The 23,004-nt window shown below is 72.5% G+C and carries 23 protein-coding genes; 11 read left to right on the top strand and 12 right to left on the bottom strand.

The annotated features are described in order from the left end of the window. The first annotated feature begins 116 nt into the window (after window positions 1–116). Window positions 117–497 carry a DUF1844 domain-containing protein gene (locus tag J7I97_RS23980; protein ID WP_214938268.1) on the top strand — a complete coding sequence of 127 codons (381 nt, stop codon included), beginning with the start codon at window positions 117–119 and terminating at the stop codon, window positions 495–497. A gap of 108 nt (window positions 498–605) precedes the next feature. On the opposite strand, the gene J7I97_RS23975 is transcribed toward J7I97_RS23980, so the two are convergent. From J7I97_RS23975 to J7I97_RS23965, 3 genes are read right to left on the bottom strand one after another with little or no spacing between them, the layout of a single operon-like run. Beyond that, complete coding sequence (locus J7I97_RS23975; RefSeq protein ID WP_214938266.1) at window positions 606–1,352, bottom strand: SseB family protein; 747 nt, start codon at window positions 1,350–1,352, stop codon at window positions 606–608. A gap of 2 nt (window positions 1,353–1,354) precedes the next feature. Then, window positions 1,355–2,548: a type VII secretion-associated serine protease mycosin gene (gene mycP, locus J7I97_RS23970; protein WP_214938264.1), complete on the bottom strand. Its 1,194-nt coding sequence runs from the start codon at window positions 2,546–2,548 to the stop codon at window positions 1,355–1,357. Beyond that, window positions 2,545–3,294 carry a hypothetical protein gene (locus tag J7I97_RS23965; RefSeq protein ID WP_214938262.1) on the bottom strand — a complete coding sequence of 250 codons (750 nt, stop codon included), beginning with the start codon at window positions 3,292–3,294 and terminating at the stop codon, window positions 2,545–2,547. Before J7I97_RS23965 ends, mycP begins: the two co-directional genes overlap by 4 nt. Window positions 3,295–3,778: 484 nt before the next feature. Here J7I97_RS23965 and J7I97_RS23960 point away from each other — a divergent pair, with 484 nt between their 5' ends. Further along, a complete protein-coding gene (locus tag J7I97_RS23960) occupies window positions 3,779–4,972 on the top strand; it encodes an amino acid deaminase/aldolase (RefSeq protein WP_214938260.1) in 1,194 nt (397 codons plus the stop codon). Window positions 4,973–5,151: 179 nt separating this feature from the next. Here J7I97_RS23960 and J7I97_RS23955 read toward each other — a convergent pair whose 3' ends face one another. Continuing rightward, a complete protein-coding gene (locus J7I97_RS23955; RefSeq protein WP_214938258.1) occupies window positions 5,152–5,724 on the bottom strand; it encodes a TetR/AcrR family transcriptional regulator in 573 nt (190 codons plus the stop codon). Between the two features lie 102 nt (window positions 5,725–5,826). On the opposite strand from J7I97_RS23955, the gene J7I97_RS23950 reads away from it, so the two are divergent. Further along, window positions 5,827–6,138: a hypothetical protein gene (locus tag J7I97_RS23950; protein WP_214938256.1), complete on the top strand. Its 312-nt coding sequence runs from the start codon at window positions 5,827–5,829 to the stop codon at window positions 6,136–6,138. Window positions 6,139–6,442: 304 nt separating this feature from the next. Beyond that, window positions 6,443–6,946 carry a VOC family protein gene (locus J7I97_RS23945; protein ID WP_214938254.1) on the top strand — a complete coding sequence of 168 codons (504 nt, stop codon included), beginning with the start codon at window positions 6,443–6,445 and terminating at the stop codon, window positions 6,944–6,946. A 121-nt stretch (window positions 6,947–7,067) separates the two neighbouring features. Here the strand turns inward: J7I97_RS23945 and J7I97_RS23940 are convergent, their stop codons facing one another. The 4 genes from J7I97_RS23940 to J7I97_RS23925 all read right to left on the bottom strand — a co-directional run bounded on the left by J7I97_RS23940 (window position 7,068) and on the right by J7I97_RS23925 (window position 12,263). Beyond that, the gene (locus tag J7I97_RS23940) at window positions 7,068–8,390 is read right to left on the bottom strand and encodes a haloacid dehalogenase-like hydrolase (RefSeq protein WP_308369205.1); all 1,323 of its coding nucleotides are present in this window, start codon (window positions 8,388–8,390) and stop codon (window positions 7,068–7,070) included. A 237-nt stretch (window positions 8,391–8,627) separates the two neighbouring features. Beyond that, a complete protein-coding gene (locus J7I97_RS23935) occupies window positions 8,628–9,422 on the bottom strand; it encodes a 3-oxoacyl-ACP reductase (RefSeq protein WP_214938250.1) in 795 nt (264 codons plus the stop codon). A gap of 5 nt (window positions 9,423–9,427) precedes the next feature. Next, on the bottom strand, window positions 9,428–10,792 hold the full coding sequence (locus J7I97_RS23930) for an aldehyde dehydrogenase (protein WP_214938248.1): 1,365 nt from the start codon (window positions 10,790–10,792) through the stop codon (window positions 9,428–9,430). A gap of 97 nt (window positions 10,793–10,889) precedes the next feature. After that, window positions 10,890–12,263, bottom strand: a complete 1,374-nt coding sequence (locus J7I97_RS23925; RefSeq protein WP_214938246.1) for a glutamine synthetase family protein — start codon at window positions 12,261–12,263, stop codon at window positions 10,890–10,892. 77 nt (window positions 12,264–12,340) lie between these two features. Here J7I97_RS23925 and J7I97_RS23920 point away from each other — a divergent pair, with 77 nt between their 5' ends. The 3 genes from J7I97_RS23920 to J7I97_RS23910 all read left to right on the top strand — a co-directional run bounded on the left by J7I97_RS23920 (window position 12,341) and on the right by J7I97_RS23910 (window position 15,600). Further along, entirely contained in the window at window positions 12,341–13,087 is a 747-nt protein-coding gene (locus J7I97_RS23920) for a FadR/GntR family transcriptional regulator (protein WP_214938244.1), read from the top strand. Window positions 13,088–13,264: 177 nt separating this feature from the next. Beyond that, the gene (gene eat, locus J7I97_RS23915) at window positions 13,265–14,734 is read left to right on the top strand and encodes an ethanolamine permease (protein WP_251059107.1); all 1,470 of its coding nucleotides are present in this window, start codon (window positions 13,265–13,267) and stop codon (window positions 14,732–14,734) included. Between the two features lie 56 nt (window positions 14,735–14,790). Then, window positions 14,791–15,600, top strand: coding sequence for a gamma-glutamyl-gamma-aminobutyrate hydrolase family protein (locus J7I97_RS23910; RefSeq protein WP_214938242.1), 810 nt, complete (start codon window positions 14,791–14,793; stop codon window positions 15,598–15,600). An 88-nt stretch (window positions 15,601–15,688) separates the two neighbouring features. Here the strand turns inward: J7I97_RS23910 and J7I97_RS23905 are convergent, their stop codons facing one another. Beyond that, window positions 15,689–16,612 (bottom strand): LysR family transcriptional regulator, encoded by a 924-nt coding sequence (locus tag J7I97_RS23905; RefSeq protein ID WP_214938240.1) that lies wholly within the window; start codon window positions 16,610–16,612, stop codon window positions 15,689–15,691. Between the two features lie 70 nt (window positions 16,613–16,682). On the opposite strand from J7I97_RS23905, the gene J7I97_RS23900 reads away from it, so the two are divergent. Then, window positions 16,683–17,801, top strand: a complete 1,119-nt coding sequence (locus tag J7I97_RS23900) for a TDT family transporter (protein ID WP_214938238.1) — start codon at window positions 16,683–16,685, stop codon at window positions 17,799–17,801. A 25-nt stretch (window positions 17,802–17,826) separates the two neighbouring features. On the opposite strand, the gene J7I97_RS23895 is transcribed toward J7I97_RS23900, so the two are convergent. The 3 genes from J7I97_RS23895 to J7I97_RS23885 are packed head-to-tail and all read right to left on the bottom strand — an operon-like array spanning window position 17,827 to window position 19,447. After that, window positions 17,827–18,090 carry a hypothetical protein gene (locus J7I97_RS23895; protein WP_214938236.1) on the bottom strand — a complete coding sequence of 88 codons (264 nt, stop codon included), beginning with the start codon at window positions 18,088–18,090 and terminating at the stop codon, window positions 17,827–17,829. 23 nt (window positions 18,091–18,113) lie between these two features. Then, window positions 18,114–18,830: a helical backbone metal receptor gene (locus J7I97_RS23890; protein WP_214938373.1), complete on the bottom strand. Its 717-nt coding sequence runs from the start codon at window positions 18,828–18,830 to the stop codon at window positions 18,114–18,116. A 5-nt stretch (window positions 18,831–18,835) separates the two neighbouring features. Next, complete coding sequence (locus J7I97_RS23885; protein ID WP_214938235.1) at window positions 18,836–19,447, bottom strand: helix-turn-helix domain-containing protein; 612 nt, start codon at window positions 19,445–19,447, stop codon at window positions 18,836–18,838. A 157-nt stretch (window positions 19,448–19,604) separates the two neighbouring features. Here J7I97_RS23885 and J7I97_RS23880 point away from each other — a divergent pair, with 157 nt between their 5' ends. Genes J7I97_RS23880 through J7I97_RS23870 form a run of 3 tightly spaced genes read left to right on the top strand, consistent with a single transcriptional unit; the run spans window position 19,605 to window position 22,986 of the window. Next, window positions 19,605–20,510 carry a 5'-3' exonuclease gene (locus J7I97_RS23880; protein WP_214938371.1) on the top strand — a complete coding sequence of 302 codons (906 nt, stop codon included), beginning with the start codon at window positions 19,605–19,607 and terminating at the stop codon, window positions 20,508–20,510. 48 nt (window positions 20,511–20,558) lie between these two features. Beyond that, window positions 20,559–21,392 (top strand): siderophore-interacting protein, encoded by an 834-nt coding sequence (locus tag J7I97_RS23875; protein WP_214938233.1) that lies wholly within the window; start codon window positions 20,559–20,561, stop codon window positions 21,390–21,392. Between the two features lie 58 nt (window positions 21,393–21,450). Continuing rightward, on the top strand, window positions 21,451–22,986 hold the full coding sequence (locus J7I97_RS23870; RefSeq protein ID WP_214938230.1) for a serine hydrolase: 1,536 nt from the start codon (window positions 21,451–21,453) through the stop codon (window positions 22,984–22,986). Window positions 22,987–23,004: the final 18 nt, after the last annotated feature.

Raw genomic sequence — 23,004 nt, 5'->3', positions numbered from 1 at the left:
AGTCAGGTGGGAGATCGGAGCCTCCACTTGTGGGCCGGGCACATAAGTGTCCGGCCGGTCGAAGTACATACTAGCACCCGCGTTGCAAGGCCACCGCACGGCATATCGTGTGACGCATGACTGACGCGACGCCCCCCATTGACACCTCCGATTCCGCCACGGCCCCCGACTACGACGAGATGACCCGCGACATCGCGGACGTGCCCGCCGTCGAGGTGATCACCACGGTGGCCGTGCACCTGCTGAGCGCCGCGGCGGTCAACCTGGGCCTGGACAAGCCGGACTCCGAGCACAAGGACCTCGACGAGGCCCGCAAGCTGATCACAGCCCTGGCCGGCCTGGTCACGGCGAGCGCCACCGAGATCAGCTCCTTCCACGCGGCCCCGCTCCGCGACGGCCTGAAGTCCCTTCAGCTGGCCTTCCGCGAAGCCTCGATCGTGCCGGACGAGCCGGGTCAGGGCCCGGGCGAGAAGTTCACGGGCCCGGTGTACGCGTAAGGCCGTACACGTAAGGCGTACATGTGATCACAGCGGCGACGCGAAGGAGGCCGGGGCACTGCCCCGGCCTCCTTCGCGTCCGCCCCCTTCCATCCGCTGGAAAGGGGGCTATCCGCGGCTGAAAAGGGGCTCGCCGGGCGGGGCCGGGGCGTCCGCGGGGAGCAGCGCAAGGTTCAGGCCGCGCACCAGCCGGGCCCGCAGGGTCTCGTCGGCCGCCAGCGCCTCGGCGACCCGGCGCGCGGCCGCCGGAGCGGTCTGCGGGTCGGCGGCCAGCACGATCGCGAGGGTGCCGTCGGCGTCCGCCCCGGCCGGGCCCAGGTGGGCGCGGAGTACGGCGGGCTCCGCGGACACGGCGGCCCGTACCGCCTCGCGTACGGCCGGGTCGGCCAGCGGGCCGGCGTCCGTACGGCCCTCCGCCAGCGCGAGCAGCGCGGAGCCGGTGAGCTGGTACGTGACGGGGCCGGCCAGGTCGAGGACCACGGTGTCGGCCTTCTCGTGCGCGGCGGCCTTCAGCGCCTGGTGCAGCGGAACGGCCACCGGCCGGGCCGCCGGGTCCCAGAGCGCGAGCGAGGCGATCGAGGTGAAGGCCGGCAGGGCCCGCCGGTCGCCCGCCTGGAGGGTGGGGACGGCCATGTCGCTGGTCTTCTCGCGCTTGAGCCCGGTTTCCGGGTCGGTCTCGACCTCGCCGAGGACGGCGACGACCGGGACCAGCAGCCGGGCGTCCTTGAGGGCCGCCAGCACCTCCGGCTCCCTGCCTCTGTCCTCGGCCCAGGCGGCCAGGGCCGCGCTCAGCCGGGGATCGGCGGAGCCGTCGTCGTCGGAGAAACCGGGGTCGGGAATGTTCTTGTTCGCCACAGTTAACCGACCCTATCCCGCCGCGGGCGCCGCGGACGCCGGGCCAGTACGGCGGCCAGCGCGAGCAGCGCCACCCCGGCGGCCGCGGCCACCGGGGCCCCCAGCCGGGCACCGCGCTCGGGGGCGCGGACGGGTTCGGGGCCGGGGCCGAAGTACGGCCGCGCGGCCGCGACGGGCGCGGGGACCAGCTGCTCGGGGCGCAGCTCGTCGGCGGCCTGGAGGGCGGCGACGGGATCGACCAGTCCGTAGCCGCGGGAGTCGTCGCGGCCGCCGGCCGGGGCGTCGGAGGCGGTGTCCTCCAGCAGCTTCTTGATCTGGGCCGGGGACAGGTCGGGGTGCGCGGCCTTGACGAGGGCCACGGCGCCGGAGACGAAGGCCGCCGCGGCGCTGGTGCCCCAGCCCTCGTAGTAGGAGCGGTCGGGGTCGGCGATGACCACGTCGACACCGGGGGCGCTGACGGTGGCGTACCAGTGGCGGGTGGAGAAGTCGGCCTTCTTGCCGTGCCGGTCGACGGCGGTGACGGCGATGACCCCGGGGTAGGCGGCCGGGTAGGAGACGGGGTCGCCGTCCTTGCCGCTGTTGCCGGCGGAGGCGACGACGACCACGCCCTTGCCGAGGGCGTACTGGACGGCCTCGTCCTCCGCGGCCTCGTGGTGGGCGGAGTCGCTGTCGTCACCGAGGGACAGGTTGATGACGTCGGCGCCGTGGTCTGCGGCCCAGCGGATGCCTTCGGCGAGGGCGCCGCCCTTGCTGTCGCGGGCCTTGGCCCGGGCCGGGTCGCCCTCTTCGAGGATCACCCGGACCGGGAGGATCTTCGCCTGGGGGGCGATGCCGAGGATGCCCTGGCGGCGGTTGGTGCCGTGGCCGCGTCCGGCGATGATGCCGGCCATGGCGGTGCCGTGGCGGGCCCAGGCGCGGTCGCCGCGGCCTGCGCCCATGCCGACGACGTCGGCGCCGTCGAGGACCTGGCCGGCGAGGTCGGGGTGGGTGCCGTCGACCCCGGTGTCGAGGACGGCGACGGTGATCCCGTCACCCCGGGTGGTGCCCCAGGCCTCCTCGGCGCGGAGGGCCAGCAGGCCCCACTGGCGGTCGCGGATGGCGTCGGCGGTGTCGGCGGCGGCGGGCGCGGTGGTACCGGCGAGGAGGGCGGCGAGTACGAGGGCGGTGGCGGTGGCCGCTTGGGCTCGTCTGCTCATCTTGTGGGCTCCGGCGGGGTGGCGAGGGCCCGTACGGCGTGTGCGATGCGGTCCGCGACGGCCTGGGCCTCGTGGCCGAGGCCGGCTTGGGCCACGGCGCCGGTGGCGTCCTTCTTCATGGCCTCCCCGGCCGGAACGGGCACGTCCAGGGGGCGGCCGTCGGCGAACGCCGAGACGCAGTAGACGAGGACCGGTGCCTCGGGGAGCACGGAGGCGGTCCAGGCGGCGCGCTGCGGGTCGGTGAAGCCGTAGCCGGGCGGGGCGGTGAGGTGGTCGCGGAGACCGGCCATGGCGGGGGCGTCGGCGGAGGTGAAGACGAGTCCGACGGCGATGAGGGAGCTACGGGTGGCGTCGGTGTAGGTGGCGCGGAGCACCCGGGTGCAGCCGGCGTCGGCCAGCAGGCGCTGCCAGTCCGGGTTGAGCGCGGGTCCGCAGTCGGAGTCGGGGGCGACCGCGACCCGGGTCCAGGTCCGGTCGGCCTTGCCGGGGCCGGCGGCGGGGCCGGCGAGCACGGGCGGGAACAAGGTGTCCACGGGGGTGGCCCGCCAGAGCGCGCCGGCCTTGCGGTAGGCGGCGTCGGCGGCCAAGGGGCGGTGCACCGCGCGGTGTTCGTCCCAGGCGGTGACGGCGCCTCCGCCGGCGAGCCCGGCCCCGAGCAGACCGCACAGCAGGGCGGCCGCGATCCGCTTGTGCGCGGGGCGGCGCGGGGCGGCCGGGACCGCGGCGTGCGGTGTCGACGTCGTCATCCGGCGGCTCCGCCCCCCGTTCGTACGCTGCGGCCTTTGCGTACTCTACGTGTGCCGGTGCCCTGGCCGGGCGGTGCGGGGGGGTGTGGGTTCGGCCCCCGGGCCGGGGTCGTGCCGCCGGGGCGTAGCCCCCTTCGCCTCAGGCGCCGGCGGGGGCGGTGTCCTGGCCGGGCGGGTTTGCCCCCCGGGCCCGTGGTCGTGCCGCCGGGGCGTAGCCCCTTCGCCTCAAGCGCCGGCGGGGGCGGTGCGCTGGCCGGGTGGGTTTGCCCCCCCCCGGGCCGGGGTCGTGCCGCCGGGCGGTGGTTCCTTCGCCTCAGGCGTCGGCGGGCCGGTGCCCTGCCGGGCCGGTTTGCCCCCCGGGCCGGGGGTGTTCCGCTGGGCGGTATTCCCGTCGCCTCAAGCGGCGGCGGGGGTGGGGTTTGTCGGACTCATGGGAAGGGGCCGACCCCTACCCACCGGTATGCCGGCATGGCAGGCTGCCCGCATGACATCCGATCGCGCCCGCTACGACAAGGCCACCGCCCACCTCGACGCGCCGCTGGCCATCGTCGACCTGGACGCGTTCGACGCCAACGCCGACGATCTCGTCCGCCGCGCCGCCGGCAAGCCGATCCGCGTGGCCAGCAAGTCCGTCCGGTGCCGCGTACTCCTCGAACGGGTACTGGCCCGGCCCGGGTTCGCCGGGATCATGTCCTACACCCTCGGCGAGAGCATCTGGCTCGCCCGGTCCGGGTTCGAGGACGTCCTGCTCGCCTACCCCTCCGCCGACCGCGCCGGATTCGCCGAGCTCGCGGGTGACCCCAAGCTGGCCGGCGCCGTCACCGTCATGGTGGACGACGCGGAGCAGCTGAAGCTGATCGACCGGTCGAGGGACGGCGGTACCCAGGAGATCCGGGTCTGCCTGGAGCTGGACACCGCGCTGCACCTCCTCGGCGGCAGGGTGCGCGTCGGCGCCCGGCGTTCGCCGCTGCGTGAGCCCCGGCAACTCGCGGAGCTGGCCCGGGCGGTGTCGGCCCGGCCGGGGTTCCGTGTCGTGGGGCTGATGGGCTACGAGGGGCATGTCGCCGGTGTCGGTGACTCCCTCGCCGGGCGGCCGTTCCGCTCGCGCGCGATCCGGCTCATGCAGAGCGCGGCCCGCAAGGAGCTGGCGGCCCGCCGCGCCGAGGCCGTACGGGCGGTCCGCGCCGTGGTCCCGGATCTGGAGTTCGTCAACGGCGGCGGCACCGGCAGTGTCCAGCAGACGGCCGCCGAGGACGCGGTCACGGAGATCGCCGCCGGATCGGGGCTCTATGTGCCGCGGCTGTTCGACAACTACACGTCGTTCCAGGGCCGTCCGGCCGCTCTGTTCGCCCAGCCGGTGGTGCGCAGGCCCGGCGTGGGGGTCGTCACCGTGCTCGGCGGCGGGTATCCCGCCTCCGGGGCGGCCGGTGCGGACCGGCTCCCCGTGCCATATCTCCCCCAGGGCCTGCGCTACGACCCGCAGGAGGGCGCGGGCGAGGTGCAGACCCCGCTCCTCGGCAGCCCGGCCGATGATCTGATGATCGGTGACCGGGTGTGGTTCCGCCACGCCAAGGCCGGTGAACTGTGCGAGCGTTTCGACGTGTTGCACCTCATCGAGGACGACCGGGTGACGGCCACCGCCCCGACCTACCGGGGTGAGGGCCGCACGTTCCTCTAGGCGTGTTTTAACGGCCTTGTGTACGAATGAGGTCGGGGCGTGTTGGCCTGGCGGGTTGTCTGATGGGTGCTCACCTCTCGGCGGCGCGGTCGGAGACCAGGGCGGCGACTGCCGCGTAGGTCTCGTCGAAAGAAGCCTGATCGTGTCAGTTCGCCACGTTGTTGTGTTCCGGCACCGGTTCAACCCGAGCTCGGGAGGCCGGAGAGCAGGGCCGCAGCAGCTCTGTCGAAAGGGGCGATGCTGCCTGCAGCGCGACACAGGATGTGGGCTCCTTCGAGTGTGACGATCATAAGGGTGGCCAGATCAGCGGCCTGGGACGGGCTCATTCCGGCGTGGGTGAGTTTTCCGGCGAGCTCGCCGCCCCATCCGGTGAATGCTTCGGCCGCGACAGTGCGCAGGCTGCTCTGGTCGGCAATGGCCGCACCGCCGTCGATGGTGACCGCCGCGATTGCGCAGCCGCCGCCCCCGGCGGACGCCTGCACCACGGGGCGGACGCTGCCAAGGAACGCCTCCACGACTTCGCGTGGCGTGCGGGCCGGCAGTTCGTGCAGGTCGCTGCGGACGTCTTCTGCGTTGCGGCGGGCGGCTTCGAGTGCGAGTTGCTGTTTGCCGCCCGGAAAATGGTGATAGATCGCTCCGCGCGCGGCACCACTCTCGGCCAGGACGTCGGTGAAGGACATCGCGGCCAGGCCGTGGCGCTGCAGCAGTCCGATTGCTGCGCTGATCATGCGGGACTTCGTGTCTGCGGCCATCGCGACCCCCCTTGACTAGTACGGCCATCCTAGTCCATGCTCACCTCGCTAGGACGTACGTACTAGTAGCGTGGGCTGGACAGCCCCCGAAACCGGAGGTTCGTGATGGGCAAGACGTTTCTCTACACCGAGATCCAGGCAGCAGTGCCGTTCGATCAGTTCGACTGGCACCAGATCAATGCGGCGCTGAAGACCGCGCCGGGCCTGATCCGCAAGACGTGGCTGTCCGGCATCGGAACTCACACCCTCGGCGGCTTCTACGAGTTCGACAGCACCCAGAACGCCCTGGCCTTCGCTCAGGGCCCCTTCGCCGAAGAAGCCCGCCGGGCCGGAGCCCCGGCAACGACACGACTGTTCGACGGCGACATCGTCAAAGACGCCAGTCTCGACCTGAACTCGCCCTACTACACCTGACACCGCAGGTTGCCGCCGAGTCGGCTCTGAACACCGCCTCGCTCCACCGCCGGGGCGAGGCGGCCTCAACGGAAAGTCATCTCGATGAACATCACGCGGCACCCCGAGAACACCGTGAGCTGGATCGACCTCGGCACCCCCGATATGGGGACGACGACGGCGTTTTACACCGCGCTGTTCGGCTGGACCGTCGCCCAACCGGACTCCAACGGCTACCGGCTCTGTACAGCTGCGCGGACATCTCGTCGCCGCCCTGGGGCCGGCCGAGGACGTAGGCGCACCCTACTGGACGACCAACGTCACCGTGTCGGACGTCCAAGCCACCGCCACCCGCTTCACGAACCTGGGCGCCCAGATCATCGTGCCACCAACCCAAGTCGGGACGCTCGGCCACGCCGCCGTCACGATCGACCCCGTAGGCGCACCACTGTCACTCTGGCAGCCCGGAACCCATGACGGCATGCAGCTGAACCACGAACCGGGGACCTTCGCCCGCATCAGCCTTCTCACTGACCACTCCGCGCATGCCGCCGCCTTCTACCGACCAGCACTGCACTGGAACTCCAACCCCCAGCACACCGAGTTCCGGTTGCCGGACAACTCCATCGCCGCCACCGGCAAGCCGCCAGGGAAACCAACGGCGCAGCGATCACTCTGGCTGGTCAGTTTCGCCAGCAACAGACCCACCGCCGACGTCAAGCGGGCCCGACAGCTCGGTGCGACCGAAGTTCGCCAGGACTCCAACAGAGACGTGGTCATGCGCGATCCCACCGGCGCTCTGTTCGGCCTTACCCAGCACGTCCGATAGTCCCGCTCCGCCCGAACGCGTTGCCCCAGGCAATCGCGCACCAAGTTGTAAGAGTCCCGCCTGGCCCGCGACGCCTGGTGGCCGCGCCCTCCGGGCGCCCGGCGCAACTTTTAGAACACGCCTAGTAGACCGAGTCCGTCTGGTCCGGGATGACGCTCGCGTCGCCCCGGCGGACGGGGCCCGGCGTGCCGTCGTGGTCGACGTAGCCCGTCGTGGCGCACGGGTACGGCGTGGCCTTCTGCTTCTTCGGCTCGATGAACATCGGGTTCACGATCCACTTGCCGTCGCTGTTGTCGTAGGCGCGGCACATCAGCTCGTTCTTGTTCCGGTTCACCACGAGCCGCAGGGCGGTCGCGTCGCGCAGGAACGAGATGTCGGTGTCGGAGTCCCCGGCGGCGAACACCTGGCGGCGGGCGACCGGCTGGACCTTCTCGGCTGCCGCGCCGCGGACGCCGAAGATCTCCTTGTTGATCCAGCAGCGCTTGCCGTCGATGTACGTGATCATCGTGTCGGCGCCGTCCTTCACCGACCCGCAGCCCTGGAGGTGTGCGGTGAACTTCCCGCCGCGCGAGGTCGTGTTGCGGATGCCGATGACGTGGTCCGCGCCGACGCCGACGCCCTGGGCCCACACCTCGACGACCGGCTGCGGCGAGGCCGAGCTGATCCACACGTCGAAGCCGGCCTTCTGGAGGCCGCCGATCAGGTCCTTCTGCTGGTCGTAGTAGCGGACCCAGCCGGTGGCCGTGCCGGTGCCGACCTGCTGCTTGGTGCCGACCGGCGCGGCCAGGTTCTCGGTGCGGGCGGCGGCCGCGAAGCCGCGGATCTCGCGGGCGGTCCAGCCCTGCATCAGCTGGGGCAGCCAGGCGTACGCGGGTTCGGTCGTGCGGTGGTCCCAGCCGGCGAAGGCGGCGGCGCCGGTGCGGGTCGCGGCGGTCCCGTAGACCGCGTTGACCTCGTCGGCGCAGTCGGCGCCCTCGGCGGTGCCGGTGGGCAGCGGGGCGCCCGGGCGGGCGAGCGTGCCGCAGGCGTCGGCCAGGGCCCGGGCGGCGGCCGGGGTGAGGTGGCGGCTGGTGGTGGACCAGTCCCCGGCGGCGGGCTGACGGATCCTGCCGTTGCGGAGCAGCCAGAACATGGTGGCGTCGCCGACGTCGTTCTTGACGACGGTGTTGTCCCAGTCGAAGACGGCGACGGGCTTCGCGCGGTTGGGGCGGTACGGGTTGCAGGCGCCGTACTCGTCGATCAGCTGCTGGAGCCGGGCCTGGTTCTCCCCGTACCAGCCGGCCGCGAGCCGCGGGGTGGCGCAGTGGGCGCCGGGGGCCGCCTGGGCGGCGGGCGCGGTGGCGGCGAGTGTGCCGGCGAGCGTGCCGGCGGATATCACCACGGCGGCGGCGACGGCCTGGAGCCGCCGCGTGGTGGTGAGTCGGGTCGTGGTGAGTCGGGTCACTGAGGTGGACGCTCCTGATGTCGTACGAAGATCATCTCGGATGCTAGTGCTGTGGCCGGAAAGGTTTGCCGGGCCGCGGCGTCCGGTGCGGTGCATCGCAAGGCGGAGGNNGTAGCTGGGGGAGCGTCGCGACCCGGTGAACCTTTCCGGCCACGGCACTAGGGCACGACAGCCGGGCGTCGTGCGACGCCCGGCTGTCGGGGGGATGGAGTACGGGTGAACGCTGTGTGCGCCGCCCTACAGGGGCGTGACGTACGCGCCGGAGATACCGCCGTCGACGAGGAAGTCGGTGGCGTTGATGAAGGAGGAGTCGTCGCTGGCCAGGAAGGCCACGGCGGCGGCGATCTCGGTGGGCTCGGCGAACCGGCCCAGCGGAATGTGCACGAGGCGCCGGGCCGCCCGCTCCGGGTCCTTGGCGAACAGCTCCTGGAGCAGCGGGGTGTTGACCGGCCCCGGGCAGAGGGCGTTGACGCGGATGCCCTCGCGGGCGAACTGCACTCCGAGCTCGCGGGACATGGCCAGGACTCCGCCCTTGGAGGCGGTGTACGAGATCTGGGAGGTGGCGGCGCCCATGATGGCCACGAAGGACGCGGTGTTGATGATCGAGCCGCGGCCCTGGCGCTGCATGTAGGGCAGGGCGGCCTTGCAGCACAGGTAGACGGAGGTCAGGTTGACGTCCTGGACGCGCTTCCAGGCCTCCAGGCCCGTGGTGAGGATGGAGTCGTCGTCCGGGGGCGAGATGCCCGCGTTGTTGAAGGCGATGCCGACCGAGCCGTAGGTGTCGTAGGCGGTCTTGAAGAGGGCCTCGACCTCCTCCGGGCTGGTGACGTCGACCTTCACGAACGTGCCGCCGACCTCCTCGGCCGCGGCCTTGCCGGCCGTCTCGTCGATGTCGCCGCAGACGAGGTTGGCGCCCTCGGAGGCCAGGCGGCGGGCGGTGGCGAGGCCGATGCCGCTGCCGGCTCCGGTGATGACGGCGGTGCGGCCGACCAGGCGGCGGCAGACGATCTCTTCGGTGGAGTCAGTGCTCATTGGGTTCAGGCCTCCGTGCTGATGAAGACGTTCTTGGTCTCGGTGAAAGCGGTGAGGGCGTCGGGTCCGAGCTCGCGGCCGAGTCCGGACTGCTTGTATCCGCCGAAGGGCGTCCAGTAGCGGACGCTGCTGTGGGAGTTGACGGACAGGTTGCCCGCGGCGACGGCGCGCGAGACGCGCAGCGCCCGGCCGATGTCGCGGGTCCAGAGGGAGCCGGAGAGGCCGTACTCGGTCGCGTTGGCCAGGCGTACGGCGTCCTCCTCGTCCTCGAAGGGCAGGACGACGGCTACCGGGCCGAAGACCTCCTCGGCGGCCACGGGCGCGGTGGGGGCGACGTCCGTGACGAGGGTCGGCGGGTACCAGAAGCCGGGGCCCTCGGGCGCGGCGCCCCGGATCACGGCGAGGTCATCGGTGACGTACGACCGTACGCGGTCCAGTTGCACCCGCGAGATCAGCGGCCCCATCTGCGTCTTCTCGTCGGCCGGGTCCCCGACGACCACGCCCTCGATCCCCGGTGCGACCAGTTCCAGGAACCGTTCGTACGCCGAGCGCTGTACGAGGATCCGCGTACGGGCGCAGCAGTCCTGGCCGGTGTTGTCGAGGAAGGCCATCGGTGCCGCCGCCGCGGCGGCTTCCAGGTCGGCGTCGGCGAAGACGATGTTGGGGCTCTTGCCGCCGAGTTCGAGGGTGACCCGCTTCACCCGGTCGGCGCACTTGGCCATGATCTGCTTGCCGACCCGGGTGGAGCCGGTGAAGACGATCTTCGCGACTCCGGGGTGCTCGACCAGCGCGTCGCCCGCCACGTCGCCCCGGCCGGGGAGCACCTGGAAGAGGTGCTCGGGGATCCCGGCTTCGAGGGCGAGTTCGGCGAGGCGCAGCGCGGTGAGCGGGGTGATCTCGGCGGGCTTGAGGATGACGGCGTTGCCCGCGGCCAGCGCCGGGGCCAGGCCCCAGGCGGCGATCGGCATGGGGAAGTTCCACGGGGCGATCACGCCGATGACGCCGAGGGGTTCGAGGAAGGTGACGTCGATGCCGCCGGCGACGGGGATCTGGCGGCCGGAGAGCCGTTCCACTCCCCCGGCGGCGAAGTCCAGCAGGTCGCGTACGTTGCCGGCTTCCCAGCGGGCGTTGCCGATGGTGTGCCCGGCCTCGCGGACCTCCAGCCGGGCCAGTTCCTCGATGTGCCCGTCGACCACGGCCGCGAAGCGGCGCAGCAGCCGGGCCCGGTCGGCGGGGGCGGCCGCGGCCCAGCCGCGCTGGGCCGCGGTGGCCCGTGCGACGGCGGCGTCGACATCGTCCCGTGTGGCGGCCGGGACGGTGGCGACGATTTCCTCGGTGGCCGGATTCAGCACTTCCAGCGCATCGGACACGTGGTGCCTCTCAGGTGATCGGTTGCGGGGTGGTGAGGACGGGCCAGGGGGTATCCGGCGGATCAGGTCGGGCCCGGCCATGATCCGCCGGACACCCCTAGAGGCGTTCGAAGGAGCGGCGCAGCTCCCAGTCGGTGACCGCGGAGTCGTACGCGTCGAGTTCCACGCGGGCCATGTTCCGGTAGTGGGCGACCACCTCGGGGCCGAAGGCGGCCTTGGCGATCTCGCTGTTCTCCCAGAGCTCCGCGGCCTCGCGCAGGGTGGTGGGGACGTGCGCGAAGTCGGCGGTGTACGCGTTGCCCGCGCAGGCCTCGGGGAGCTCCAGGCGGTTCTCGATGCCGTAGAGCCCGGCCGCGACCAGGCCGGAGACGGCGAGGTACGGGTTGACGTCGCCGCCGGGGAGGCGGTTCTCGAAGCGCATGGAGCGGCCGTGGCCGACCACTCGCAGGGCGCAGGTCCGGTTGTCCACGCCCCAGGCGACCGCGGTCGGCGCGAAGGATCCCGGCCGGAAACGCTTGTACGAGTTGATGTTCGGGGCGTAGAGAAGGGAGAAGTCGCGCAGCGCGGCCAGTTGGCCGGCCAGGAAGTGGCGCATCACCGGTGACATTCCACCGTGGGCGTCCGGTCCGTCCCCGGCCATCACGTTGCGTCCGTCGGTGTCGTTGAGCGAGAGGTGGATGTGGCAGGAGTTGCCCTCGCGCTCGTCGTACTTGGCCATGAAGGTGAGCGAGACGCCCTCCTGGGCGGCGATCTCCTTCGCCCCCGTCTTGTAGACGGAGTGCTGGTCACAGGTGGTCAGCGCCTCGTCGTAGCGGAAGGCGATCTCGTGCTGGCCGAGGTTGCACTCCCCCTTCGCCGACTCCACGATCAGGCCCGCGGCCTGCATCTCGTTGCGGATACGGCGCAGCAGCGGCTCGATCCGGCCGGTACCGAGGACGGAGTAGTCGATGTTGTACTGGTTGGCGGGGGTCAGGCCGCGGTAGTTGGCGTTCCAGGCCTGCTCGTAGGTGTCCTGGAAGACCATGAACTCCAGCTCGGTGCCGACCATGGCGGTGTACCCGTGCTCGGCGAGGCGCTCCAGCTGGCGGCGCAGGATCTGCCGGGGGGCGGCGACGACGGGCGTGCCGTCGTTCCAGGCGAGGTCGGCCAGGATGAAGGCGCTGCCGGGGTTCCAGGGGATGCGGCGCAGGGTGGCGAGGTCGGGGTGCATGGCGAAGTCGCCGTAGCCCCGGTCCCAGGAGGACATCTCGTATCCGTCGACGGTGTTCATGTCGGTGTCGACGGCCAGGAGGTAGTTGCAGCCCTCGGTGCCGTGCGCGAGGACCTCGTCCAGGAAGAACTGTGCGGCGAACCGCTTGCCCTGGAGGCGCCCCTGCATGTCGGGGAAGGCCAGGACCACTGTGTCGATCTCACCGCTGGCGACGAGGGCGCGGAGCTCCTCGGGCGCGAGCGGCGGCTTGCGGTCTACCACGGGAATCTCTCCTTCGGTGAGCCGAGTGGGCCTAAGGTATTGAATAGAACCATTGCTTGGGAAGGGGAGGAGCCGAGATGACCGATACGGCGAGCGAAGGCGGCGCGATCGCGCGGCTGAATCCCGTACTGCGGCAGGTACGGGCGGGCAACGGTTTCGAGGAGGCGCTGGAGCAGATCCTCCAGGTGGTCCGGCTGGGCCTGGTGCCCGGCGGTGAACGGCTTCCGCCCGAGCGCGAGTTGGCCGAGCGGATGGGGATCAGCCGGGTCACGCTGCGCGAGGTGCTGAAGGTACTCCAGGACCAGGGCCTGGTGGAGGCCCGGCGCGGGCGGTACGGCGGAACGTTTGTGCTGCCACGCCCCGACACCCCGGCCGGCGGGGCCGAGGAGGAGCTCCGGCGGCGCGTCGCCGGTGTGGACATCGAGGACGCCCTGCGGTTCCGGGAGGTCCTGGAGGTGGGCGCGGCCGGCCTGTGCGCCTCCCAGGGGCTGACCGAGGAGGACTCCGAGCGGCTGCTCGGCGCGCTCGGCGCCACCCACGACGCCCCGCTCGCCGACTACCGCCGCCAGGACACCCTCTTCCACCTCACCCTGTGCGAGCTCGCCGGATCCGCCACCCTGACGGCCCAGTACGCGGCCGTCCGGGCCACCGTGAACGACCTGCTGGACTGCATCCCGCTGCTGGTGCGCAACCTGGAGCACTCGCAGCAGCAGCACACCGCTCTGGTCGAGGCGGTACTGGAGCGGGACGCGGCGGCGGCCCGCGAGACGATGCGCGAGCACTGCTGCGGAACGGCCGCGCTGCTGCGGGGGTTCCTGGCCTGAGGAGCGGCTCCTGTGGCGGCTCCCGAGCCGGCCCCCGCGGCGGCTCGCGAGGCGCCTGCCCTCTTACGTCCGGGAGGTTTTCGTAACCGCTGTTTAACGCGGGGGTCTTGCGCATTCCACTCTCCTGACGCAAAGGTACGCCTCACAACCATTGCAGTGCCTGAGGCAGGAGCGCACATGGCCGACGACATCGGGGCACGGCCGGCAGCCGTGCCCGAACCCACCAAGTCCCCCGAAGGCGGCGACGGCTACCTGGAGCGGCGCACGTTGCGCCGGGGCAGCGCCGGCTGGCTGCTGCTCACCGGCCTCGGCGTCGCGTACGTCGTCTCCGGGGACTTCTCCGGCTGGAACGTAGGCCTCGCCCAGGGCGGATTCGGCGGCCTCGCGGTCGCCACCGTGCTGATGGGGGCAATGTACGCCTGCCTGGTCTTCTCCCTCGCGGAGCTGTCCGCGATCCTGCCGACGGCGGGCGGCGGCTACGGCTTCGCCCGCCGGGCGCTCGGCACCTGGGGCGGCTTCCTGACGGGCACCGCGATCCTCATCGAGTACATCCTCGCCCCCGCCGCTATCGCCATCTTCATCGGCGACTACGTCGAATCCCTGAACCTCTTCGGCCTCACCTCGGGCTGGCCGGTCTACCTCGCCTGCTTCGCGATCTTCATAGGCATCCACCTGTGGGGCGTGGGCGAGGCCCTGCGCTTCTCCCTCGTCGTCACCGCCGTCGCCGTGCTCGCGCTGATCGTCTTCGCGGTCGGCGCCTTCACCGGATTCGACGCGTCCAACCTCGACGACATCGCCGTGGACACCACCGCCTTCGGGTCCAGCTCCTGGCTGCCGCTGGGCGTCCTCGGCATCTGGGCCGCCTTCCCCTTCGGCATGTGGTTCTTCCTCGGCGTCGAGGGCGTACCGCTGGCGGCGGAGGAGGCCAAGGACCCGGTGCGCTCGATGCCGCGGGCCCTGTCGATCTCGATGGGCATCCTGATCCTGCTCGCGCTGATCACCTTCCTCGCCTCCACCGGCGCCCGTGGCGCGGACGCCATCAAGGACGCCGGCAATCCGCTCGTCGTCGCCCTGGAGGGCGACCCCGGCCTGTCCTGGCTGAAGACCTTCGTCAACTACGCGGGTCTGGCCGGCCTGGTGGCCTCGTTCTTCTCCCTCATCTACGCCGGCTCGCGCCAGTTGTTCGCCCTGTCCCGGGCGGGCTACCTGCCGCGCTTCCTCTCCCTCACCTCGAAGCGGAAGGCCCCGTACCTTGGCCTGCTGATCCCCGGCGCCATCGGCTTCGCCCTCGCTGCGGCCACCGGAAACGGCCCGCGCATGCTCAACATCGCCGTGTTCGGCGCGACCATCTCCTACGCCCTGATGGCCCTCTCGCACATCGTGCTCCGCAAGCGGGAGCCCGGCCTCCCCCGCCCCTACCGCACCCCCGGCGGCATCGTCACCTCCTCGGTGGCGTTCGCGTTGGCCCTGTCGGCTCTGGTCGCCACCTTCCTGGTGGACAAGGACGCGGCATTCATCGCACTGGCCGTGTACGCCGTCGCCCTCGCCTACTTCGCGATCTACAGTCGGCACCACCTGGTGGCCTCCGCGCCCGAGGAGGAGTTCGCGGCCCTCGCGGAAGCCGAGGCGGAACTGTCCCGCGACTGAAATCCTTTGCCCCACGTGTCCCGACGCGACCCTGCTCCCCCCTGGAGGTAGAAACCGTGCCCAGGCCGCTCATCGGCATCACCACCTACGTCGAGGAATCCACCCGATACGGGGTATGGCACCTCCCGACGTCCCTCGTGCCCAGCGGGTATTACGAACTCGTCCAGGCGGCGGGCGGCGCGGCCGTGCTGCTCCCGCCGGACGAATCCGGGACGGCGGCGGAGGTGTTGAGCCGACTGGACGGCCTGGTCGTCGCGGGCGGCCCGGACGTGGACCCGGTCCACTACGGCGCCGCCCGCGACCCCCGCACGGGAGCCCCGGCCACCGTCCGCGACCACTGGGAACTGGCCCTGATCGAGGCCGCGCTGGAGTCCGGCACCCCGCTACTCGGCATCTGCCGGGGCATGCAGGCGCTGAACGTGGCCCTGGGCGGAACACTGCACCAGCACATCGAAGGCCACGTCGAAACACCGGGCATCACCTCCTGGCACCCGGTCCGCCCGGTCCCGGGCACCCGCTACGCCGCGCTGGTCCCGGAGGAGGCGGACGTCCCGACGTACCATCACCAGGCGGTGGACCGCCTGGGCGACGGCCTGATCGTCTCGGCCCACGCGGTGGACGGCACGGTGGAGGCCATCGAACTCCCCGACCCCGACCGCTGGGTCCTGGGCGTCCAATGGCACCCGGAACGCGACAAGGACACCCGCGTCATGGCCTCCCTGATCGAAGCGGCCGCCGAATCCACCCTCGCAACCACACCCGGCACCATCAGCCCCGCCGGCAGCACCCTCAGCCCCGCCGGCACCCTCAGCCCCGCCGGCACCCTCAGCCCCGCCGCCAGCACCCTCAGCCCCGCCGGCGTTTGAGGCGCGGGGGCAGAGCCCCCGCAACGGCGCCGCACACGCTCCGGCACACCCCGCCCCGCCTGACCCCGGCCCACCCCCCGGCCAGGGTTCAGGCAGGGGCCCGCGTCAGCGACAGCAAATCCCGCGCCGGGCCGGCCGGCCGGGACCCGGTGGGCCACACGGCCCGCAATGCCCGGTCCAGCCGCGCCCCACCCACCGGCACGGCCACCAGCCGGCGCGCCGCCAGCTCATCCCCCACCGCCAGCTCCGACAGGACACACGGCCCCGCCCCGCTCAACGCCGCCGACTTCACCGCGGTGGTCGACGCCAGCTCCAGCAGCGGCTCCGCCAGCCCCCCGCACCCCGCCAGCGCGGCGTCCAGTACCTGCCGCGTCCCCGACCCCCGCTCCCGCAGGATCAGCGGGGTCGCCGCCAGCTCCTCCGCCGACACACCCCGCGTCCGCCGCGCCCACGCGTGCCCCGGCGCCACCGCCACGACCAGCCGGTCCTGCGCGATCACCGCCGAGTCCAGCCCCTCCGGCACGGACAGCCCCTCCACGAACCCGAGGTCCGCCTCGTGCGCGAGCACCCGTTCGGAGACCACCGTCGAGTTCCCGGCGTGCAGCGACACCGCCGTACCCGGCCGCTGCCCCCGCAGCGCGATCAGCCACCCGGGCAGCAGGTACTCCGCGATCGTCATACTGGCCGCCACCCGCAGCCGCGAGTCACGCCGCCCCCGCAGCGCCTGCGCGCCCGCGTCGAACGCCTCCGCCGCCTCCACCACCCGCCGCGCCCAGTCCGTGACCAGCGCGCCTTCCGCCGTGAGGGTCGAGCCCCGCGGTGACCGGTCCACCAGCGCCACCCCGAGCCGGGTCTCCATCGCCCGGATCCGGCTGCTTGCCGCCGGCTGGGTGATGCCCAGCCGACGGGCGGCCCCGCTCAGGCTGCCGACCCGCGCGACCGCGAGCAGCAGCTCCAGCGCGCCAAGGTCAGGCACCCGGTGCGCCAGCGGTACCCACTCCTCGTTACCCATAAATGCAGTTTATGCCCTCATAGGAAGATGACCTCTGCCTCCCGGACCGCCCCGCCGCGAGGCTGGACCCATGGCCACCACCCTGGTTCGACCCCGCACCACCACCGAGTCCGCCCCCCGCGCCCACAAGGCCCTCCGGCACCTCGGCCCCAACTGGTACGCCTCCGTCATGGGCACGGCGATCGTCGCCAACGCCGGCGCGACCCTCCCGTACCAGCTGCCGGGCCAGCGCGTGGCCTGCCAGCTGGTCTGGGCGCTATCCGCAGCCGCCCTCGCCGTGCTGCTCACAGCCCGCGCCGGGCACTGGCTCCACCACCGCGACCAGGCCCGCGCCCACCTCCTCGACCCCGCGGTCGCCCCCTTCTACGGCTGCCTGGCGATGGCTCTGCTGGCCGTCGGCGGCGGCACCCTCATCGTCGGCAAGGACCTGATCGGCGAGCCCGCCGCCGTCGCCGCGGACGCCGTGCTCTTCACCGCCGGAACCGCGATAGGCCTGGTCATGGCCGTGGCGGTGCCCTACCTCATGGTGGTCCGCCACAAGGTCGAGCCCCACCAGGCCACCCCCGTCTGGCTGCTCCCGCTGGTCGCCCCGATGGTCTCCGCCGCCCTGGGCCCCCTGCTGATACCGCACCTGCCCGAGGGCCAGCCCCGCGAGACGATGCTGCTGGCCTGCTACGCCATGTTCGGCATCAGCCTGCTGGCCACCCTGCTGATGCTCCCGCTGGTCTTCGGCCGCCTCATCATGAGCGGCCCCCTCCCCCTGGCCCTCACCCCGACCCTGTTCCTGGTCCTGGGCCCCCTCGGCCAGTCCACCACCGCCGTGAACCAGCTCGCGGACATGGCCCCGCAGTCGATCGGCGCCCCCTACGCCGGAGCGCTCGGCGCCTTCGCGGTCGTCTACGGGGTACCCGTCATGGGCTTCGCGCTCCTCTGGCTGGCGCTCGCCGCGGCCATGCTGGTCCGGGCCGCCCGTAACGGCATGGGCTTCGCCATGACCTGGTGGGCCCTGACATTCCCCGTCGGCACCTGCGTCACCGGCGCCGCCGGGCTGGCCCGCCACACGGGGCTGACCGCCTTCGCCTGGCTGGCCGCGGCCCTGTTCCTCACCCTGCTCACTACCTGGCTCCTGGCCGCCGCCCACACCCTGCGCGGTCTCTCCACCGGCCGCCTGCTCGCCGCCCCCCGCTAGCGGCTAGCGGTCCGGCCGGGCCGGATCAGCCGGCCTGGAGCCGGTCCACCACCGGGTTGGAACGCCGTGGGCTGGAGGCAGCCCAGGTCCACCACCGCCCCTGAAGCTCGGCAGACCCGAACCGCCCGCTCCCGGCAGCCCCGGCCGAGGCCCCGGCGGCCGGGTCAGCCCCGCCCCGGGATCCGGGTTCGGCCCCGCCCCGGGATCCGGGTTCGGCCGACCGCCCCGCACAGGCACCGGCCAGCAGGGCCGTCGCCGCGAGCAGGACGAGTGATCTTCCGATGCGCATCCCCGCAGGGTATGGGCAGTCGCTCAGCCCGCCGCGCGCAGGGCCGCCGCCAGTACCGCCGGTGCCTCCGCCAGGGAGGGCCCGTACCAGGTCAGGTGCCGCCCGCTGACCAGCGCGGCGGGCAGCCCCGGGAAGGCCTCCGGCCCGTCCTCGGCCGTGAAGCGGTACGGCTCGTCCGGCAGCACCACCAGGTCGCAGTCGGCGGCGGCCAGCTCCTCCACCGGTACCCGCGGATACCGCTCCGCGTGCCCGGCGTACACATTGCGCACCCCCAGCCGCGCCAGCAGGTCCCCCGCGAAGGTGTCCCGGCCCAGCACCATCCACGGCCGCCGCCACACCGGTACGAACGCCCGCAGCTCCCCCGCCGGTTCCACCCGGGCCCACACGGCCTCCGCGTCCGCCAGCCACCCCGGCCTCGCCAGCCCCAGGGCCCCCACCAGCACCCGGTCCAGCTCGCGCAGCGCCTGCGGCAGGTCCCGGATCTCGGTGACCAGCACCTCCACACCGGCCGCCCGCAGCTCCGCCAGGTCCGGCGCCCGGTTCTCCTCCTCGTTGGCGATCACCAGGTCGGGGCGCAGCCCCACGATCGCCCGTACATCGGGGTTCTTCGTACCCCCGACCCGCACCGCGCCCCCCAGACCGGCGGGGTGGGTGCACCAGTCCGTGACCCCGACCAGCAGCCCCGGCGCGCTCACCGCGACGGCCTCGGTCAGCGACGGCACCAGTGAAACGACCCGGATCCGGCTCACTGCCCCGGCGAGGGTGGCTCGGAGGTCGCGTGGATGTGGTCGCCGACCGCCACGACCAGGATCCGGGTGTCCTCCGTGACGGCCCGCCAGCGGTGCCGTACGCCTCCCGACAGGAACAGCGCGTCCCCGCTCTCCAGCCGGTACGCCCGTCCCTCGGCCTCCACCTGGCAGGCGCCCGAGACCACGTACATCAGCTCGTCGTTGCGGTGCTGGTACTCGCGGCCGGCGTCCTGGTCCCCGGTGAACTCCAGAGCGTGCAGCTGGTGGTGTCCGCGCACCAGGGGACGTACGCCCGGGACCGGCAGCAGCCCGGACTCGTCGCCGGCCCGTACGAGGTCCACCGTGCGCGCGGTGTCGGAGGCGGCCAGCAGTTCCACGGCCGTGGTCTCCAGCGCGTCCGCGACCCGTTCGAGGGAGCGCATGCTGGGCCGGGCCCGCTCGTTCTCTATCTGGCTGAGGAAAGGAACCGAGAGGCCGCTGCGCGCCGATACGGCGGCGAGGGTGAGATGGAGCGCGCGGCGCCGTTTGCGCACGGCCACACCCACCCGGAGCGGTTCCTTGGCGTCCTTGTCCCGTTCCTTGTCGTCGGTGCCGTCCCTGCCGTTCATTTCGGGGCTGCCCTCCCCTTGTCCGTCGCACATCGGTGTGCTGTAAGCACCTTACGCAGCAACTGCCCCGGGTTTCGCGCGCACGGCGTTCCCGGTCGGCGTCAGCGGTCCCCGACGGCGCTGCGGCATCATCGTCACCGTGACGACACGACGCCTGATGCTCCTGGACACCGCCTCCCTCTACTTCCGCGCCTATTTCGGTGTGCCGGACTCCGTGAAGGCCCCGGACGGCACCCCGGTGAACGCCGTGCGCGGGCTGCTCGACTTCATCGGGCGGCTGGTCCAGGACCATCACCCGGACGATCTGGTGGCCTGCATGGACGCCGACTGGCGGCCGCAGTGGCGGGTGGAGCTGATCCCGTCCTACAAGGCCCACCGGGTCGCGGTGGAGACCGAGACCGGCCCGGACGTGGAGGAGATCCCCGACACCCTGGCCCCGCAGGTGCCGATCATCGAGGCGGCGCTGGACGCCTTCGGGATCGCTCGCGTGGGCGTCGCCGGGTACGAGGCGGACGATGTGATCGGGACCCTGACCGCGCGGGCCACCGGCCCGGTGGACATCGTCACCGGTGACCGGGACCTCTACCAGCTGGTGGACGACGCCAAGCAGCGGCGCGTGCTGTACCCGCTCAAGGGCGTGGGCACCCTCCAGGTGACGGACGAGGCGTGGCTGCGCGAGAAGTACGGGGTCGACGGCCCCGGGTACGCGGATCTGGCGCTGCTGCGCGGGGACCCGAGCGACGGCCTGCCGGGCGTCCCGGGCATCGGGGAAAAGACGGCGGCCAAGCTGCTCGACGCCTACGGCACCCTCGACGGGATCATCGCGGCGATCGACGACCCGAGGTCCAGGCTGACCCCGGCCCAGCGCAAGCGCCTGCACGAGTCCCGGCCATATCTGGCGGTGGCCCCCAAGGTGGTCCAGGTCGCCTCGGACGTCCCGCTGCCGCAGTTCGACCCGGCACTGCCTGCGACGCCGGCGCAGCCCGAGCTGGTTGATGCGCTGGCTCACCGGTGGGGTCTGAGCGGAGCGGCGTCGCGCCTGAGCAGCGCGCTACGCCCCTGAGGTGCTAACTTAGGTAATCCTAAGTTTCAGCGGAATCGGGGAGACGCCGTGGCAGAAGGACGCGCTCGTAAGGTCGGCACCGCCGTCGTCGTACGCACCGAGCGGCTGTCGCCGCACATGGTGCGGCTGGTGCTGGGCGGTGAGGGCCTGGCCGGGTTCGGCGCGGGCGAGTTCACCGACCACTACGTCAAGGTCCTCTTCGCCCCCGAGGGCGTGCGGTACGCGGAGCCGTGGGACCTGGACGAGATCCGCTCGGCCCACCCCCGCGGGGAATGGCCGCGCCAGCGGGCGTACACCGTCCGGTGCTGGGACCCTGCGCACCAGGAGCTGACCCTCGACTTCGTGGTCCACGGGGACGAGGGCCTGGCCGGCCCCTGGGCGGCCCGCGTCCAGCCGGGCGAGACCGTACGCTTCCTCGGCCCGGGCGGCGCGTACACCCCGGAGCCGTCGGCCGGCTGGCATCTGCTGGCGGGCGACGAGAGCGCGCTGCCGGCCATCGCCGCGGCGATGGAGCGGATACCGGCCGGCGCGCGGGTGCACGCCTTCGTGGAGATCGACGGCCCGGACGACGAGCAGAAGGTCGCCACTCCGGACGGCGTCGTCCCGGTCTGGCTGCACCGCGCCGGCCGCCCGGTCGGCGAGGCCCTGGTGGAGGCGGTCACCGCGCTGGAGTTCCCCTCCTCCGATGTCCACGCCTTCGTCCACGGCGAGGCGGGCTTCGTCAAGGAACTCCGCCGCCACCTGCGCCTGGAGCGCGGCATCCCGCGCGAGCGGCTCTCGATCTCGGGCTACTGGCGTCTGGGCGAGACGGACGAGGGCTGGCGCGCGATCAAGCGCGACTGGAACGCCGAGGTCCTGGCCGAACAGGACCAGGCCGCCTGACCCAAGGCCCCGACTGTGCCGAAGGGCGCCGTCACCCGTCCGGCGGGACAATGACCCCATGCGTACGCTCCGCGTGCTCGGCGTGGCCGGGGTGGCCGTGGCGCTCGCCACCACGACGGGGGCGATCGCGGCCCCCAGCCCACCCCCGCCCCCGGAGACCCAGCTCACCGACGCCGCCGTCGACAAGGCCGTCAAGCGCCTCGACGACACCATCACCGGCATGATGTCCCGCACCGGCGTCCCCGGCGTATCCGTCGCCGTGGTCCACCAGGACAAGGTGATCTACCTGGAGGGCTTCGGCCTCCGCAAGACCGGCGAGAGCGCCAAGGTCCACCCGGACACCGTGTTCCAGATCGCCTCCCTCTCCAAGCCCGTCTCCTCCACCATCGTGGCCGGCACCCTCACCGACCCCGGCGAATGGGACAAGCACGTCCCCCTCCCCGGCTTCACGCTCAAAGACCCCTGGGTCACCGACCACGTCACCACCGCCGACCTGTTCTCCCACCGCAGCGGCCTGCCGGACCACGCCGGCGACCTCCTCGAAGACCTCGGCTACGACCAGGCGTACATCCTCGACCACCTGCGCCTGGAGCCCCTCGCCCCGTTCCGCGCGAGCTACGCGTACACCAACTTCGGCTTCACCGCCGCAGCCGAGGCCATCGCCCGCGCCAAGGGCACCAGCTGGCAGAAGCTCGCCGCGGACACCCTCTTCAAGCCCGCCGGCATGACCCACACCAGCACCGAGTTCTCCGCCTTCGAAGGCGCCGCCGACAAGGCCGCCACCCACGTCAAGAACCCCGACGGCACCTGGAGCCCCCGCTACGTCCGCGACGCCGACGCCCAGGCCCCGGCCGGCGGCGTCAGCTCCACCGCCCGCGACATGTCCCGCTGGCTGCGGCTCCAGCTCGGCGACGGCGCCCTCGACGGGCAGAAGATCATCCCCGCCGACACCCTCGCCCGCACCCACGTCCCCGAGATCGTGTCGCAGCCGTCGACCCCCTACGGCACCCCCGGCTTCTACGGGCTCGGCTGGAACGTCTCCTACGACGAGGCCGGCCGGCTCCGCCTCAGCCACTCCGGCGCCTTCGATCTCGGCGCCAACACCAACGTCACCATGCTCCCCCTGGAAGAGCTCGGCATCGTCGTCCTCACCAACGGCGCACCGGTCGGCCTCGCCGACGCCGTCGCCCTCGACTTCTTCGACTTCGCCGAGCACGGCAAGGCCACCACCGACTGGCTGGCCCTGGCCGGCGCGATCTACGCCCAGATGGACTCCGCGGACCGCTCCTCCACCGACTACGCCCACCCGCCCGCCTCCGCGAAGCCGGCCCAGGACAACGCCGCGTACACCGGCACCTACGACAACCCGTACTACGGGAAGCTCACCGTGACGGCGAGCCCCGACGGCGGCCTGACACTCTCCCTCGGCCCGAAGCCGATGCGGTTCCCGCTCACCCACTACGACGGGGACACCTTCAGCTTCGAGACGGCCGGTGAAAACGCCGTCGGCCGCACCGGGGTGACCTTCAGCGACGGCACGGTCCGCGTGGAATACCTGGACGACGAGCACCTGGGCACCTTCACCCAGCGGTAGCGCGACGGCCACCGCGCC

The organism is Streptomyces sp. ISL-87 (genome assembly GCF_018614095.1).
GTDB lineage: Bacteria > Actinomycetota > Actinomycetes > Streptomycetales > Streptomycetaceae > Streptomyces.
Note: the sequence above shows the minus strand (reverse complement) of the source record. Positions and strands in the feature narration are given on the sequence as shown.

Excerpts from the sequence above, each read along its gene's own strand:
- J7I97_RS23980 (WP_214938268.1), top strand. The coding sequence starts at position 117 with ATGACTGACGCGACGCCCCCCATTGACACCTCCGATTCCGCCACGGCC.
- mycP (WP_214938264.1), bottom strand. The coding sequence starts at position 2,548 with ATGAGCAGACGAGCCCAAGCGGCCACCGCCACCGCCCTCGTACTCGCC.
- J7I97_RS23965 (WP_214938262.1), bottom strand. The coding sequence starts at position 3,294 with ATGACGACGTCGACACCGCACGCCGCGGTCCCGGCCGCCCCGCGCCGC.
- J7I97_RS23960 (WP_214938260.1), top strand. The coding sequence starts at position 3,779 with ATGACATCCGATCGCGCCCGCTACGACAAGGCCACCGCCCACCTCGAC.
- J7I97_RS23955 (WP_214938258.1), bottom strand. The coding sequence starts at position 5,724 with ATGGCCGCAGACACGAAGTCCCGCATGATCAGCGCAGCAATCGGACTG.
- J7I97_RS23935 (WP_214938250.1), bottom strand. The coding sequence starts at position 9,422 with ATGAGCACTGACTCCACCGAAGAGATCGTCTGCCGCCGCCTGGTCGGC.
- J7I97_RS23920 (WP_214938244.1), top strand. The coding sequence starts at position 12,341 with ATGACCGATACGGCGAGCGAAGGCGGCGCGATCGCGCGGCTGAATCCC.
- eat (WP_251059107.1), top strand. The coding sequence starts at position 13,265 with ATGGCCGACGACATCGGGGCACGGCCGGCAGCCGTGCCCGAACCCACC.
- J7I97_RS23905 (WP_214938240.1), bottom strand. The coding sequence starts at position 16,612 with ATGGGTAACGAGGAGTGGGTACCGCTGGCGCACCGGGTGCCTGACCTT.
- J7I97_RS23900 (WP_214938238.1), top strand. The coding sequence starts at position 16,683 with ATGGCCACCACCCTGGTTCGACCCCGCACCACCACCGAGTCCGCCCCC.
- J7I97_RS23895 (WP_214938236.1), bottom strand. The coding sequence starts at position 18,090 with ATGCGCATCGGAAGATCACTCGTCCTGCTCGCGGCGACGGCCCTGCTG.
- J7I97_RS23885 (WP_214938235.1), bottom strand. The coding sequence starts at position 19,447 with ATGAACGGCAGGGACGGCACCGACGACAAGGAACGGGACAAGGACGCC.
- J7I97_RS23880 (WP_214938371.1), top strand. The coding sequence starts at position 19,605 with ATGCTCCTGGACACCGCCTCCCTCTACTTCCGCGCCTATTTCGGTGTG.
- J7I97_RS23870 (WP_214938230.1), top strand. The coding sequence starts at position 21,451 with ATGCGTACGCTCCGCGTGCTCGGCGTGGCCGGGGTGGCCGTGGCGCTC.